14 protein-coding genes are annotated in these 14,309 nt (G+C 70.9%); 7 read left to right on the top strand and 7 right to left on the bottom strand.

Annotated features, from left to right (window positions below; genetic code table 11):
- Positions 1 to 57: 57 nt before the first annotated feature.
- Positions 58 to 846 carry an SDR family NAD(P)-dependent oxidoreductase gene (locus ABH923_RS06460; protein WP_370054529.1) on the bottom strand — a complete coding sequence of 263 codons (789 nt, stop codon included), beginning with the start codon at positions 844 to 846 and terminating at the stop codon, positions 58 to 60.
- A 66-nt stretch (positions 847 to 912) separates the two neighbouring features.
- Between ABH923_RS06460 and ABH923_RS06455 the strand changes: the two genes are divergently transcribed.
- The 7 genes from ABH923_RS06455 to ABH923_RS06425 all read left to right on the top strand — a co-directional run bounded on the left by ABH923_RS06455 (position 913) and on the right by ABH923_RS06425 (position 8,706).
- The gene (locus ABH923_RS06455) at positions 913 to 2,094 is read left to right on the top strand and encodes an ROK family protein (protein ID WP_370054528.1); all 1,182 of its coding nucleotides are present in this window, start codon (positions 913 to 915) and stop codon (positions 2,092 to 2,094) included.
- A gap of 98 nt (positions 2,095 to 2,192) precedes the next feature.
- Entirely contained in the window at positions 2,193 to 3,542 is a 1,350-nt protein-coding gene (locus tag ABH923_RS06450; protein ID WP_370054527.1) for an extracellular solute-binding protein, read from the top strand.
- Between the two features lie 129 nt (positions 3,543 to 3,671).
- Entirely contained in the window at positions 3,672 to 4,628 is a 957-nt protein-coding gene (locus ABH923_RS06445; protein WP_370054526.1) for a carbohydrate ABC transporter permease, read from the top strand.
- Positions 4,625 to 5,494 (top strand): carbohydrate ABC transporter permease, encoded by an 870-nt coding sequence (locus tag ABH923_RS06440; protein ID WP_370054525.1) that lies wholly within the window; start codon positions 4,625 to 4,627, stop codon positions 5,492 to 5,494. The genes ABH923_RS06445 and ABH923_RS06440 overlap by 4 nt, the downstream gene beginning before the upstream one ends.
- A 5-nt stretch (positions 5,495 to 5,499) precedes the next feature.
- On the top strand, positions 5,500 to 7,029 hold the full coding sequence (gene nagZ, locus ABH923_RS06435; protein ID WP_370054524.1) for a beta-N-acetylhexosaminidase: 1,530 nt from the start codon (positions 5,500 to 5,502) through the stop codon (positions 7,027 to 7,029).
- Complete coding sequence (locus ABH923_RS06430; protein ID WP_370054523.1) at positions 7,026 to 7,928, top strand: ROK family protein; 903 nt, start codon at positions 7,026 to 7,028, stop codon at positions 7,926 to 7,928. The genes nagZ and ABH923_RS06430 overlap by 4 nt, the downstream gene beginning before the upstream one ends.
- Complete coding sequence (locus tag ABH923_RS06425) at positions 7,921 to 8,706, top strand: glucosamine-6-phosphate deaminase (RefSeq protein WP_370054522.1); 786 nt, start codon at positions 7,921 to 7,923, stop codon at positions 8,704 to 8,706. Before ABH923_RS06430 ends, ABH923_RS06425 begins: the two co-directional genes overlap by 8 nt.
- Before the next feature lie 241 nt (positions 8,707 to 8,947).
- Here the strand turns inward: ABH923_RS06425 and nagA (ABH923_RS06420) are convergent, their stop codons facing one another.
- Genes nagA (ABH923_RS06420) through ABH923_RS06395 form a run of 6 tightly spaced genes read right to left on the bottom strand, consistent with a single transcriptional unit; the run spans position 8,948 to position 14,269 of the window.
- Complete coding sequence (gene nagA, locus ABH923_RS06420) at positions 8,948 to 10,096, bottom strand: N-acetylglucosamine-6-phosphate deacetylase (protein WP_370054521.1); 1,149 nt, start codon at positions 10,094 to 10,096, stop codon at positions 8,948 to 8,950.
- Complete coding sequence (locus tag ABH923_RS06415; protein WP_370054520.1) at positions 10,093 to 10,455, bottom strand: YrdB family protein; 363 nt, start codon at positions 10,453 to 10,455, stop codon at positions 10,093 to 10,095. The genes nagA (ABH923_RS06420) and ABH923_RS06415 overlap by 4 nt, the downstream gene beginning before the upstream one ends.
- A 53-nt stretch (positions 10,456 to 10,508) precedes the next feature.
- Positions 10,509 to 11,381 carry a formyltetrahydrofolate deformylase gene (purU, locus tag ABH923_RS06410; protein WP_370054519.1) on the bottom strand — a complete coding sequence of 291 codons (873 nt, stop codon included), beginning with the start codon at positions 11,379 to 11,381 and terminating at the stop codon, positions 10,509 to 10,511.
- A 42-nt stretch (positions 11,382 to 11,423) separates the two neighbouring features.
- Complete coding sequence (gene nagA, locus ABH923_RS06405; protein WP_370054518.1) at positions 11,424 to 12,584, bottom strand: N-acetylglucosamine-6-phosphate deacetylase; 1,161 nt, start codon at positions 12,582 to 12,584, stop codon at positions 11,424 to 11,426.
- A gap of 30 nt (positions 12,585 to 12,614) precedes the next feature.
- On the bottom strand, positions 12,615 to 13,400 hold the full coding sequence (locus ABH923_RS06400; RefSeq protein ID WP_185276578.1) for a DeoR/GlpR family DNA-binding transcription regulator: 786 nt from the start codon (positions 13,398 to 13,400) through the stop codon (positions 12,615 to 12,617).
- Complete coding sequence (locus tag ABH923_RS06395) at positions 13,397 to 14,269, bottom strand: ketose-bisphosphate aldolase (protein ID WP_370054517.1); 873 nt, start codon at positions 14,267 to 14,269, stop codon at positions 13,397 to 13,399. Before ABH923_RS06395 ends, ABH923_RS06400 begins: the two co-directional genes overlap by 4 nt.
- Positions 14,270 to 14,309: the final 40 nt, after the last annotated feature.

Genomic DNA, 14,309 nt, shown 5'->3' with positions numbered 1-14,309 from the left:
TCGACTCTGGCGGTGCCGGAGGCGACATTCGGCACGAATGTTTAACGGCGATGGTGCTCAGCGGGCGGTCCAGCCGCCGTCGATGGCGAGGGTCTGGCCGGTGATGAGGGAGGCGGCGGGCGACGCCAGGAACGCCACCGCGCCCGACACCTCCCGCGGCACCCCGATCCGGTGCAGCGCAGCGATGCGCTCGATCGTGTCGGCGCGGAACCCGTCGTCGGAGAGCGCGTCCGCCGTTCCGTCCGTCTCGATGAAGGTCGGGGCAACAGCGTTCACCCGGATGCCGTACCCGCCCCACTCGACGGCGAGGCAGCGGGTGAGGTGGACCACCGCGGCCTTCGCCGTGCAGTAGGACGACTCCAGGGGGAGGGCTACCAGCCCGGCCTGCGACGCCACGTTCACGATCGCGCCGCCGCCGTTCGCCCGCATGCTTTTCGCGACGTGCTGCGCGAGGAAGAACGTGGACCGGGTGTTGAGCTGCCAGACCCGCGCGAAGTCGTCCTCCGTCACGTCGAGAGCGGGCGCGTTGATCCCGCCGCCCGCATTGTTCACGAGGATGTCGATCGGTCCGAGCTCGGCGGTCACCTCGTCGATGGCAGCGCGACAGCCCGCTAGGTCGAGCACGTCCATCCAGATCGCCCGCGCCGTCACGCCGAAGTCCGCGAGCTCCGACACCAGCTCCGCCGAGCCGTCGGGGACGCGCACGCCGAGGATGACGTCGGCGCCCTGGCCGGCCAGCTCGAGGGCGATCTCCCGGCCGAGGCCGCGGCTGGCGGCGGTCACCAGGGCGCGGGAGCCGGTCAGGGCGAAGGGAGTGCGGGCGGGAGCGGGGGAAGGGGTGTTCACGCTCGGAGTGTAACGAGTTGAAGTCGGAGCTTGCATTTCTTTTGTTCGTAAGCTTTACTAACAAACATGACCACGACGGATGTGCTCGGAAGCGCTGGAGGCCTCGGCCCCGGCAGGGCGCTCCGTCCGCGCTCCAAGGTCCTCCCGGAGCACGCCCGCAGCCACAACCGCTCGCTCGTGCTCCAGACGCTCTACCGCTCCGGGCAGCGTAGCCGGGCGGACCTCGCCAGGGACACCGGCCTGACCCGCGTCACCGTCTCCGACCTCGTCGCCGAGCTGCTGGCCGAAGGCCTCGTGGTGGAGCTCGGGCAGCGGGAGTCCGCCCGCCCGGGCAAGCCCGCGGTCCTCCTGGACATCAACCGCACGGCTCACCAGATCATCGGCGTCGACCTCAGCGACCACGACCGCTTCCGCGGCGCGGTCATGGACCTCGACGGCGAGCTGCTCGCCACGGCGGAGGTGCCGCTCGAAGACGGTGACGGGGAACCCGCCACCGGCGAGGCCGCGGTCGCCAAGGTCCGCGCTCTCGTGCTGCGGCTCGTCGGCTCCGCCACCGCTCCGATCCTGGGGATCGGCGTCGGCTCACCCGGTGTCGTCGACCTGTCCGGCACCATCCTTACCGCACCCAACCTCGGCTGGACCGACGTGCGGCTGCAGGACGACCTCCACTCGCTGACCGGCCTCCCCGTCGTCGTCGCGAACGACGCCAACGCGGCCGTGCTCGCCGAGCACAGCTACGGGGGCGCGACGGGCGACATGATGCTCATCCGCGTCGGCCACGGCATCGGCGCCGGCCTCATCATCGCCGGGACGCTCGTCTACGGCAGCCACTTCGCCGCCGGCGAGATCGGCCAGGTCATGGTCGGCACCGACCTCGGGCTGGACGCGACCTACACCCGCGAGCAGGTGCTCGAGCACTGGCTCAGCGTGCCGCAGCTCCGGCGCGGCATCCGGGAGGCCGAGGCCGCGGGCCGCGATGCCACCCCGGTCCTCCGGGAGGCCGGCCAGCGGCTCGGCATCTCCCTGGCGCCCGTCGTCGGCGCCCTCAACCTGTCGGAGCTCGTGCTGAGCGGCCCGACCGATCTGCTCGATGGCCCCCTCGCCGAGGCGACCATCCACACGCTCCGGAACCGGACGATGGCGGAGAACCACGCCGACCTCGCGGTCCGGATGACCACGCAGGGGCAGGACATCGTCCTGCGCGGCGCGGCCGTACTCGTCCTCTCCGGACAACTCGGGGTCTCGTAACACAGCACCGTGCACTCCACGACCCCTGCACCGACGGTGTGATGCGACCGCACACACTGACCCACTCAAGAAAGCCCGAACGAATGAAGGGAACAGCAATGAAGAGAAAGCTCGTCGGCCTCGCCGCTGTGGCTACGGCTTCCGCTCTCGTGCTCGCCGGATGCGCCTCTGGCGGAGCCCAGGCTCCGAGCACCGATGGGAAGGGCAAGACGGTCACCCTGTGGCTCGTCGGCTCCGACACCCCGGACGCGCTGCGCAACTACCTGAAGACCGAGTTCAACAAGGAGACCGGGGCGACGCTCAAGATCGAGCAGCAGGACTGGGGAGACATCGTCACCAAGCTCACCACCTCGCTGCCGGACGCGAACAACACGCCGGACGTGACGGAGATGGGCAACACCCAGTCCCCGACCTTCACCAACGTCGGCGCCTTCCTCGACATCTCCGACATGTACCAGGAGCTCGGCGGGAGCAAGCTGCTCCCGTCCTTCGTCGAGGCCGGCAAGGTGGACGGCAAGAACTACACGCTGCCGTACTACTTCGGCTCGCGCTACATGTTCTACCGCAAGGACGTCTACAACGCGGCCGGCGCCTCGGTTCCGACCACGCTCGACCAGTTCAACAGCACGGTCGCCGACATCACGGCGAAGAACCCGAAGGGGATCTCCAACTTCTCCGGCTTCTTCCTCGGCGGCCAGGACTGGCGCGACGGCATCTCCTGGATCTTCGCGAACGGCGGTGACATCGCCAAGAAGGAAGGCTCCAAGTGGGTCGCCACGCTCGACTCGGCGAACTCGCTGAAGGGCCTCCAGCAGCTGCAGGACATCTACAAGAACGCGTCCAAGGCGCCGAACGACGCCAAGGACTCGAACCAGTACATCTACCTGAACGACACCGACCAGACGGTGGACGCCAACGGCAACAAGACCGGTGACACCTCGCTGGCCGCCGCCACCATCATGGCTCCGGGCTGGGCGCACTGGTCGATCGGCGACCTGTCCACCCAGAACGGCAAGGCCGTCCGCACCTGGAACGACAACACCTTCGGCACCTACGTGCTGCCGGGCAACGACGGCAAGCCGGCTCCGGTCTTCGCCGGCGGCTCCAACATCGGCATCTCGGCCAAGTCCAAGAACCCGGGCCTGTCCAAGACGCTGCTGAAGATCATCTTCAGCAAGCAGTACCAGGAGATGCTCGGCAAGAACGGCCTCGGCCCGGCGAACTCGGACTACATGTCCTCGCTCGGCAACGACCAGTTCGCGAAGGCGCTCATCGAGTCGGCCTCCAACTCGAAGCTGACCCCGGCCGCGCCGGGCTGGGCTTCGGTCGAGGCGGCCAACGTGATGGAGGAGTTCTTCTCCAAGATCCGCGACTCGTCCGACCTGAAGGGCCTCGCCCAGCAGTACGACACCAAGATCAACGCTCTCCTCAACGTGAAGAACGGCTGATCGGCACCACCTAGCATCACCCGCAGGCGAGGGCGCGGAAGAAGCACCACCCTTCCGCGCCCTTGCTCCTGCCCCCAGACTTTTCCTAGACACACGCTTTTCCCACCACCACCCGGAAGGAGGACCGCCGTGACAACGACCCGCGAACCCGTCACCTCCGCGCCGACCGCGACCGCACCCGCTCCGTCCGCGCCGCGCAAGCGCCGAGGCCGGCTCACGCCCTACGCCCTGCTGCTGCCGGCCATCCTCATCCTGCTGCTCGCGCTCGGTTACCCGATCGTCTGGCAGCTCATCACCTCGATGCAGCACTTCGGGCTCGCCCAGCAGTTCGGTCAGCCCGCGCCGTTCGTCTGGTTCGACAACTACGTCACGCTGTTCTCCGACCCGTACATGTGGACCGTGGTCGGCCGCTCCATCGTCTTCTGCCTGACCACCGCTGCCGTGACCGTCGTGATCGGCGTCGGCCTGGCCCTCCTGATGTCGGGCATCTCGCGCTTCCCGCGGATCTTCCTCCAGATCACGCTCCTACTCGCCTGGGCAATGCCCGTCGTCGCCGCCATGACAGTCTGGAACTGGCTGTTCGACTGGCGCCGCGGCGTGATCAACAACGTCCTGACCTCGTGGGGCCTGGACTTCCAGAACCACAACTGGCTGCAGAACCCGCTCTCGTTCTTCTTCGTCGCCGGCATCATCGTCACCTGGATGAGCGTCCCGTTCGTGGCGTTCTCGGTCTACGCCGGGCTCACCCAGGTCTCCACGGAGGTGCTGGAGGCCGCCCAGATGGACGGCGCCAAAGGCCCCCAGCGGCTGCGGTACATCATCCTGCCGCTGATCCGCCCGGTGCTCGGCATCGTGCTGCTGCTGCAGATCATCTGGGACCTGCGGGTGTTCACCCAGATCAAGCTGCTGCAGGACAAGGGCTCCATCGCGAGCGAGACCAACCTGCTCGGCACTTACATCTACCAGCTCGGCGTCGGGTCGAGCGACTTCGCGATGGCCAGCGCCGTCTCGGTGTTCGTGCTCATCCTGACCATCGCCCTGAGCTGGTTCTACGTCCGCCACCTGCTCAAGGAGGACCAGTCATGACCACCGTCGCCGGCGACCGCAAGCTGAAGCAGAAGGTCCGCCCCGGCCGCATCCTCCTCGGTGTCCTCGCCGTGGTGCTCGGGCTGATCTGGGTCTTCCCGGTCTACTGGATGCTCAACTCGTCCCTGCTGCCGAACGTCGTGCTGCAGAGCTCCACCCCGACCTGGCTGCCCTTCGGCGGCTCGTTCGACAACTTCACGGCCGTCGTCAACGGCGGGACGTTCTTCCCCGCGCTCGGGATGAGCGTGGTCATCGCGCTGGTCACCGTCGTGTTCTGCCTGGCCTTCGCGTTCCTCGCGGCACTCGCCATCAGCCGGTTCAAGTTCCGCGGGCGCACGTCGTTCGTGCTGGCCGTGCTGCTCATCCAGATGCTGCCGGCCGAGGGCCTGTTCATCGCGCAGTACAAGCTGATGGGCTCGCTCGGCCTCCTGAACACCGTGGTCGGCGTCAGCATCATCTACATCGCGGCCGTCGTGCCGTTCACGATCTGGATGCTGCGCGGCTTCGTCGCGGGCATCCCGGCCGACCTCGAAGAAGCCGCGATGGTGGACGGGCTGAGCCGCACACAGGCCTTCCTGCGCATCACGTTCCCGCTGCTCGCTCCTGGTCTCGTGGCCTCGGGCGTCTACGCCTTCCTGCAGGCCTGGAACGAGTTCACCGTGGCGCTGGTCATCCTGCAGGACAACAGCAGCCAGACGCTGCCGCTGTGGCTGCGGGGGTTCATCCAGCAGTCCGCCTCGCGGGCGACCGACTGGGGTCAGGTGATGGCGGCCTCCACCCTCGTGGCGGTGCCGGTCATCATCTTCTTCCTCATCGTCCAGGGCCGCATGACCAGCGGGCTGGTCAGCGGGGCGGTCAAGGGGTGAGCGGGATGTCGGTCACCCAGCCGTCCCCGACCGACACCGCCCTCCGCCGCAGCATCGCAGCGACCCTCCTCCCCGGTTTCCTGGGGACCACGCTGCCCGCGTGGCTGGAGGAGCGCCTGCGGAACGGCCTCGGCGGGGTGTGCGTGTTCGGCCAGAACGTGGAGTCCGTGGCGCAGCTGCGCGAGCTCACGGACGCGATCTACGCGGCCAATCCGGACGCCATCGTCGCCATCGACGAGGAGGGCGGCGACGTCACCCGGCTGTACTACGAGACGGGCTCGCCGTTCCCCGGCAACGCCGTCCTCGGCCGGCTCGGCGACGACGCGTACACCGAAGGCATCGCGCGCCGGGTGGGGGAGGAGCTCCACGCCGCCGGTGTGAACCTCGACTTCGCGCCGGACGTCGACATCAACTCCAACGCGGACAACCCGGTGATCGGGGTGCGCAGCTTCGGCTCGCTGCCCGCAGTGGTCGCCGAGCAGGGCGCCGCCTGGACGCGCGGCCTCCAGTCCGCCGGCGTCGCGGTGTGCGCCAAGCACTTCCCGGGCCACGGAGATACGGCTGCCGACTCGCACCTGGAGCTGCCGGTCGTCGAGCTGACCCTGGAGGAGCTGCGCGAGCGCGAGCTGGAGCCGTTCCGCGCCGTCATCGACGCGGGCGCGCGCACGGTGATGACCTCCCACATCCTGCTGCCGCGGATCGACCCCGACCTGCCGGCGACCTTCAGCCGCACCATCGTGGAGGGCCTCCTCCGCGGCGAGCTGGGCTTCGGCGGCGTCGTCGTCACCGACGCGCTCGACATGCACGGCGCGAGCGGGGAGCGCGGCATCCCGGAGGCCGCGGTGCTGGCGCTCGCGGCGGGCTGCGACCTGCTCTGCATCGGCACTGAGAACACCGACGCGCAGCTCGCGGAGATCGAGGACGCAGTTGTCGCCGCGGTTGTGGAGGGACGCGTCGCCGCGACCCGGATCGAGGAGGCCGCCGGGCGCGTGCTCGCGCTCGCCGAGGCGGTGCGGGCGGACGGCGCCGCGCACGAGAGCGCTTCGCGCGCCCGGGCCGGGTTCATCGATCCCGCCGATGTGCGTCGCGCCGTGGAGGCGTTCGACATCTCCGAGCGCGCGGCCTCCTGGCTGCGGGCGCACCATGGCCGGTACTCGGTCGTCCGGGTCGACACGGTCGCGAACATCGCGATCGGCGAGGCGCCGTGGGGTCCGTTCGCGGAGGTCGCGGCCGAGGCGGACGAGACGTCGGCCTTCGCGGCCAACCCGCTGGTGGTGTTCACCGAAGGCGACCATCCCGACCTCGTGCTTGCGGCGCAGTCCCCGGTGCTCGTGGTCGGCAAGGACAACCACCGGCACGCCTTCGCCCGCGCGGCGATCGACCGGCTGCGCGCCGAGCGGGATGTGCTCGTGGTGGACATGGGCTGGCCGAGCGACGACCGCCGCTATGCGGACATCGCGACCTTCGGCGCCTCCCGGCTCGTCGGGCGCACGCTGATCGAGCTGCTCGACGGGGAACAGGGGCTCACCCCGTGAGGCTCGGCATCGACATCGGAGGCACCAAGACCGACGCCGTCGCCGTCGACGAGCTGGGCGGGCTCACGCAGCGAGTCCGCCTGGCGACCGGGTTCGGTCACGCGGCGGTGGTGGAGACCGCCGTCACCGCGGTCGCCCGGATCGGCGAGCTCACCGGGCTGTCGGCCGGCGGGTTCACCTCCATCGGCATCGGCATCCCTGGGATGGTGGACAGCGCCTCCGGGCACGTCGCGCACGCGGTCAACCTGGGTGTCGAGCGTCTCGCCCTCGGCGGCGAGCTGGCCGGACGGCTGGGCGTCGGCGTGCGCGTCGAGAACGACGTGAAGGCGGCCGCGCTAGGGGCCTTCCACGTGCTCGGTCTCGGCGGGACGATGGCGTACCTCAACCTCGGCACCGGGATGGCCGCCGGCATCGTCGTGGACGGCCGGCTCTGGCGCGGCGCGTCCGGCGTCGCGGGCGAGATCGGGCACCTCCCTGTCGACCCGGCCGGCGCGCTCTGCGCCTGCGGTCAGCGCGGCTGCCTGGAGACCGTCGCGAGCGGTTCCGGCATCGCCCGGCAGTGGCGCACGGACGACCCACTCCCTGCCCGCGCTCTGTTCGCGGCGGCGGCGGTCGGCGACCGCGAGGCGAGGGCGATCGCCGCTAGGCTTGCTGAGGGCATCGCCGCAGCGGTGCGGGTCCTCGTGCTGACCGTCGACGTCGACACCGTGGTGATCGGTGGCGGCCTCAGCCATCTCGGGGACCGGCTGCTCTGCGACGTCCACGAGGTGCTCGACGGATGGGCGGAGACGTCCCCGTTCCTCGCGTCGCTCGCGCTGTCCCGGCGGGTGCGCCTCGTTCCCGAAGGAACACCCGTTGCCGCGCTGGGTGCGGCGCTCGTTGGAGGAGCAGATGGCTGAAGTCGTGGTGGTGGCGGACAAGGACGCGGCGGGCGAGCTCGCTGCAGAGTCGATCCAGGCGCTGATCGCCGCCAAGCCGGACGCGGTGCTGGGGCTCGCGACCGGGTCCACCCCGCTGCCGGTGTACCGGGCGCTGGCCCGCCGGGTCGCGGAGGCCGGAACCGACGTCTCGCACGTGCGCGGCTACGCGCTGGACGAGTACGTCGGCCTCCCCGCGGGTCACCCCGAGTCGTACCGGTCGGTCATCACCCGCGAGGTCGTGGAGCCGCTCGGCCTCACCCCCGCACTCATCCACGTCCCGAACGGCGCCTTCGCGACGATCGAGCACGCAGGGGCCGACTACGAGAAGGCGATCGCGGAGTCCGGCGGCGTGGATGTGCAGCTCCTCGGCATCGGCACGGACGGTCACATCGGCTTCAACGAGCCGGGGTCGTCGTTCGCGTCGGTCACGCGCGTGAAGACGCTGACCGAGCAGACCCGGCGCGACAACGCCCGGTTCTTCGCCAGCGAGGACGACGTGCCCATGCACTGCATCACGCAGGGACTCTCGACCATCCTGCGGGCGCGGCACCTGCTGCTGCTGGCCTTCGGCGAGGGCAAGGCGGAGGCGCTGGCCGGTGCGGTGGAGGGCCCGGTTTCGGCCTCCAACCCCGGCTCGGCCATCCAGCTCCACCCGCACGTCACCGTGCTCGTCGACGAGGCCGCCGCCTCCCGGCTGCGCAACATCGACTACTACCGCTACGCCTACGACCACAAGCCCGCCTGGCAGAAGCTGTAACCCGCCCCCCGCGCCCCCTCGTCGCGAACGGAGGACATCCCGCCCACACGGCCCCGGATCTCCTCCGTTCGCTGCTTTTCGGTCGTACCGCGGCCCTGATCTCCTCCGTTCGCGACGGTGTCGGTAACGGAGGAGATCGGTGGCGGCGGGTGCCGGGAGGGGTGCTAACGGAGGAGATCCCGGTCCGACCCGGCAGTATCTCCTCCGTTGCCCGCGAATGTGGGCGGGGTGTGGGGGTGGGTTAGAGGAGTCGGCCTGCGGCCAGGACGCGCTGGACGTGCCAGTCGTGGTCGAGGAGGACCGCGTCGGCGGCATAGCCGGCGTGCAGGCGGCCGAGGCGGGATTCGCCGAGCGCTTTCGCCGGCGTGGCCGTCAGCGCGGCGACCGCGGTCACCGGGTCCAGTCCGACGCGGGTGATCGCGTTACGGAGGGCGGCGTCCTGGGTGAGGGTCGATCCCGCGATCGTGGTGGTGCCGGAGAGCACGGCCAGGCCGTCGCGGACGCTGACGTTCAGGCCGCCCAGGCGGTAGTCGCCGTCCGTGGCGCCGGCCGCGGCCATCGCGTCGGTGACTAGCGCGACGCGACCCGGCGCCTCGCGGAACAGCAGACCCGCCACCGACGGGTGGACGTGGAGGCCGTCGAGGATGAGCTCGAGCGTCACCTCCGGGTTCTCGATCGCCGCCATGACCGGGCCGGGAGCGCGGTGGTGGATGCCGTTCATGGCGTTGAACGCGTGCACCAGCAGCCGCGCGCCGACCTCGAACGCCCGCTGCGCCTGCTCGTAGTCGGCCGCGGTGTGGCCGATGCCGACGACGACGCCGGCCTCGATGAGCACGCCGATCGCCTCCAGGGCGTTGGGCAGCTCCGGCGCGATGGTCGCGGTCCGGAGGGTGCCACGGGCGGCGCCGATCAGCTCCTCCACCATCTCGGGGCCGGGATCGCGCAGGAAGGCGTCGTCGTGCGCGCCGCGCCGCTCGCGGGCCAGGAACGGCCCCTCCAGGTGCGAGCCGAGCACCATCGGATCGACTCTGGTCAGGTCGGCCACGACGCCGAGGCTCTCGCGCAGGGAGGCCAGCGGATTGGCGACGTGGGAGACGAGCGCGCGCGTGGTGCCGTGGGCGCGGTGCGTCGCGAGGGCCGCGAGCATCTCCTCCGGGCCGTCGTCGTACGGGTGCCCGCCACCGCCGTGGCAGTGCAGGTCGATGAATCCGGGGGTCAGCCAGTGACCTCCGGCGTCGATCACTTCGCGGCCGGGGACGCGGGCGGCCTCGTGCCAGCCTGTGCCGGAGCCGGTCGCGACGATCGTGTCGCCGTCGGCGACCAGCCAGAACTCGTCGACCCGTCCGCTCGCATCCACTTTGCGGGCGTCATGGACGACGACGCCGGTCATGCGAACTCGCGCCGCCCGTTGATCACGCCGCTCACGGTCGCCACGACCGCGAACACCAGCGCGACGATCGGCTGCCCCAGACTCCACCAGGCGAAGGCGGCGCAGCCCATCACGACGATCTCCACGAGCGCCTTCACGAACGCGTCGACGTGGAGCACGGCCTTCGGGGAGCGGAACAGCGCCCACAGCAGGATCGCGAGCACCGGAGCTCCGATGCCGACGACGAAGTTCCACGGCAGCGGCCACGCGGCGAAGCCCCAGATGCCCAGCGAGACGATGGCGAACAGCTCCAGCACGAAGCGGAGGATGTCGTTGGGCCCGACCTTGATCGGGGTCTGCTGGTCGTGCGTGGAGGTCACCGGCTCAGTCTACCGATCCGGGTCGACCGTGGCTGAGCGCCGGCCGATCCCGCTCAGCGGAAGATGATGGTCCGCGCCCCGTCGAGCAGCACGCGGTCCTCCGCGAACCACTTGACCGCCTGCGTGAGGGTGCGCGACTCCTCGTCCTGGCCGATCGCGACCAGCTCCTGGACGCTGCGGGTGTGGTCGACGCGCACGACGTTCTGCTCGATGATCGGGCCCTCGTCCAGGTCGCTGGTGACGAAGTGCGCGGTCGCGCCGATCAGCTTGACGCCGCGGGCGTGGGCCTGGCGGTAGGGGTTGGCGCCCTTGAAGCCGGGCAGGAACGAGTGGTGGATGTTGATCGCCCGGCCGGCCAGCTTCTCGCACAGCGCGGGGGAGAGGATCTGCATGTAGCGCGCGAGCACGACCAGCTCGATGTCGTGCTCCTCGACGGCCTCCAGGACGCGCGCCTCGAACACGGCCTTCGACTCGGGGTCGCTCACCTGCTGCGACTCGAACGGGACGCCGTAGAAGCCGGCGAGGTCGCCGAGCGCGGCGTGGTTGGACAGCACGAGCGGGATCTCGACAGGGAGCTGGCCGGCGCGCTGGCGGAACAGCAGGTCGTTGAGGCAGTGCGCCGCGGTGGACACCAGCACGAGCGTGCGCAGCGGGCGGCCGACGTTGTCGACGCGGTGCGTCATCCCGAACCGCTCCACCACCGGCGCGAGGGCGCGCTCGAACTCGGCGCGGTCGGCCGCGGACTCCACCTGCAGGCGCATGAAGAAGCGCCCGGTGTCCGTGCTCGCGAACTGCTGGCTCTCGGTGATGTTGCCGCGGGCGGCCACGATCGCGCCGGAGACGGCGTGGACGATGCCGGGACGGTCGGCGCAGCTGAAGGTCAGCACCCAGTGGTTGGAGGTGACGGTCGCGGGGGCGGAGTCCATCCGTCCAGGGTAGCGGCCCCGCGGGTGAGCCGTTCCCCGTCCTCACGCGGAACCGGCGCTCCCCGCTGTCCACACCTGCAGCACTCGGAAGCCGTCGTCCAGCAGCACGGCGTCCGCCGCGTACCCCGGCGCGAGGCGCCCCAGGTCAGCGCCGCGTCCGATGGTGGCGGCGGGCGTCTCCGTGAGCGCGCGGACGGCCTCCTCGACGGGCACGCCGACCTCGCGCACCGCGCGGCGCAGCGCGTCGTCCTGGGTCAGCGTGGAGCCGGCGATCGAGCCGCCCTCGGTCAGGCGGGCGACGCCGTCGCGCACCTCCACGCGGAGGGTGCCGAGCAGGTAGTCGCCGTCGGCCTCGCCGGCCGCCGCCATCGCGTCGGTTATCAGGGCGACGCGGCCCGGAGCGGAGGCGAACGCCATCCGGACCACCTCGGGGTGCACGTGGATGCCGTCATTGATGACCTCCACGGTCACCCCCGCTGTGCGCGTCGCGGCGGCGACGGGGCCGGGCGCGCGGTGGTGGATGCCGTCCATGCCGTTGAAGGCATGCGTCAGGATCGTGGCGCCGGCGTCGAAGGCGGCGCGGGTCTGGTCGTAGTCCGCGCCGGTGTGGCCGACCGCGACCGCGACGCCCGCCGCGGCGAAGGCGCGCACCGCGTCCATGCCGCCGGGCAGCTCGGGCGCGAGGGTGACCTGGCGCAGGGTGCCGCCTGCGGCCTCGATCAGCAGCGCGATGTCGGCGGGCGTCGCCGAGCGCAGCAGCGCAGGGTCGTGCGCGCCCTTGTGAGCGACGTCCAGAAACGGTCCCTCCAGGTGCGAGCCGAGGACGCGCGGGTCGTCCACCGCCAGCGCGGCCACGCCGCGCACACGCTCGGCCAGCTCGGGGACCGTCGCCGTCACCAGCGAGACCACGAAGCGCGTCGTGCCGTGGCGCTGGTGCAGGGCCATCGCCGTGCGGATCGCGTCCACTCCGTCGTCGAACGCCGCTCCGCCGCCGCCATGGCCGTGCAGGTCGATGAAGCCGGGGGTCAGCCAGCCGCCGTGGGCGTCCGTGACGACGGCGGAGGGATCGCCCGCGACCGCGGCGACCCAGTCGTCCCCGACGCCGGTCGCAGCGACGCGCTCGCCGTCGAACAGCACCCAGGCGTCGCGGGTCGTGCGGCCCTCACTGACGAGGCGGGCGGAGTGGATTACGTGCGCGGACATCCTCACCACACTACGAGACCGCGTGCCGGCTCACGCGACGATGACCTCGAAGCCGGCCTCCACGAACGCCGCCCGCTGCTCGGCCGTGATGCCGTCGTCGGTGATGAGCGTGGTGAGCAGCTTCGGGCCGCCGAGGGTCGCGAAGGCCTTGCGGCCGATCTTGCTGGAGTCCGCGACGACGACGGCCCTGGTCGCCCGGCGGGCCATCAGCGAGTTGACGCTGGCCTCGCCCTCGTCGTGCACCGTCGCGCCGACCAGCGGGTCGATCCCGTTGACGCCGATGAAAGCGATGTCCATCGTGATCTTCTCCAGCACGACGTCGCTGTACGGGCCGACCAGCTCGTACGAGCGCGCGTGCACGACGCCGCCCGTGACGACGGTCTTGATCTGCGGGCGCATCACGAGCTGGGCCGCGATGTTGATGGCGTTGGTGACCACGGTGAGGTTGGGATGCGGCGACGGCTCCATGAGGTCGGGCCGCGACCCGAGCACCGTCGCCACCGCAGTGCTCGTCGTTCCGCCGCACAGTCCCACGACCGCCCCGCGCGGCACGAGCGCGCTCGCCGCCTGCGCGATCCGCAGCTTCTCGGGCGCGTGCTGCTCGCGCTTGTAGCGGATCGGGAGGTCGTAGGCGACCGACTGGCCGACCGCGCCGCCCCGGGTGCGCGTCAGCAGCTGCTGCGACGCCAGGGCGTCCAGGTCGCGCCGCGCGGTCGCCGCCGACACGTCGAGCTTCGCCACGATGTCCTCGACCTCCACCTGGCCCGACTCGGCCAGGAGGTCGAGGACGGCGTTGAGCCGTTCCGCTCTGTTCATCGCTGTGCAGTCTCCGTTCCGCTCGCCGCGCCGGCGGCGACGTCGAACAGGGTCATCAGGCGCGCCGCCTCCGCCGCCACGGCCGCACGCCCCGCCCGCACGTACCGCCGGGAGTCCACGACCTCCGGATTCGCGCGCAGGTAGGCGCGGATCGCGTCGGTGAAGAAGCGGTTCAGGTGGGTGGAGACGTTGACCTTGGTGATGCCGGAGCGGATCGCCGCCTCGATCGTCTCATCCGCGACCCCGCTGGAGCCGTGCAGGACCAGCGGAACGTGCACGGCGTGTCGGAGCGAGCCGATGAGGTCGAGGTCGAGCTGGGCGGTCCGTTCGGTCATCGCGTGCGAGCTGCCGACCGCGACGGCCAGCGCGTCGACGCCCGTCTCGGTCACGAACCGGCGGGCTTCCACGGGGTCGGTGCGGACGCCGGGGGCGTGCGCACCGTCCTTGCCGCCGATCTCGCCGAGCTCGGCCTCCACCGAGACCTCGTTGGCGTGCGCGTACTCGACGACGCGCACGGTGGCGGCGACGTTGTCGTCGTACGGGAGCTTCGACCCGTCGAACATGACGGAGCCGAAACCGAGGTCGACGGCCTGCCGCGTCAGTTCGGCGTCCTCCGCGTGGTCGAGGTGGACGGCGACATGGGCGGACGAGTCCGCGGCGAGGGCGAGCGTGCCCCGCGCGATCGGGTCGAGGCCGCCGTGGTAGTCGGCGCAGTTCTGCGAGATCTGCAGGATGACGGGGCGGCGGGTCTCCTCGGCGGCCGCCACCAGTGCTTCCGCGGTCTCCAGGTGGATGACATTGAAGGCGGCGACGCCAGTGTGCGCGGCGACCGCTCCGTGCAGGAGGTCGAGCGTGGGGACGAGGGGCATGAGGGGCTCCGGGCGTGTTGGTCGGGTTCGGTCGGGTCGG

This window comes from Leifsonia sp. EB41 (genome assembly GCF_041262565.1).
GTDB lineage: Bacteria > Actinomycetota > Actinomycetes > Actinomycetales > Microbacteriaceae > Leifsonia.
The sequence above is the reverse complement of the archived record's forward strand: the minus strand, read 5'-3'. Positions and strand labels throughout refer to the sequence as shown.

Coding starts and splice junctions, on each gene's coding strand:
- ABH923_RS06455 (WP_370054528.1), top strand. CDS start 913: ATGACCACGACGGATGTGCTCGGAAGCGCTGGAGGCCTCGGCCCCGGC.
- ABH923_RS06450 (WP_370054527.1), top strand. CDS start 2,193: ATGAAGAGAAAGCTCGTCGGCCTCGCCGCTGTGGCTACGGCTTCCGCT.
- purU (WP_370054519.1), bottom strand. CDS start 11,381: ATGGACTCCGCCCCCGCGACCGTCACCTCCAACCACTGGGTGCTGACC.
- nagZ (WP_370054524.1), top strand. CDS start 5,500: ATGTCGGTCACCCAGCCGTCCCCGACCGACACCGCCCTCCGCCGCAGC.
- nagA (WP_370054518.1), bottom strand. CDS start 12,584: ATGTCCGCGCACGTAATCCACTCCGCCCGCCTCGTCAGTGAGGGCCGC.
- ABH923_RS06400 (WP_185276578.1), bottom strand. CDS start 13,400: ATGAACAGAGCGGAACGGCTCAACGCCGTCCTCGACCTCCTGGCCGAG.
- nagA (WP_370054521.1), bottom strand. CDS start 10,096: ATGACCGGCGTCGTCGTCCATGACGCCCGCAAAGTGGATGCGAGCGGA.
- ABH923_RS06395 (WP_370054517.1), bottom strand. CDS start 14,269: ATGCCCCTCGTCCCCACGCTCGACCTCCTGCACGGAGCGGTCGCCGCG.
- ABH923_RS06425 (WP_370054522.1), top strand. CDS start 7,921: ATGGCTGAAGTCGTGGTGGTGGCGGACAAGGACGCGGCGGGCGAGCTC.
- ABH923_RS06440 (WP_370054525.1), top strand. CDS start 4,625: ATGACCACCGTCGCCGGCGACCGCAAGCTGAAGCAGAAGGTCCGCCCC.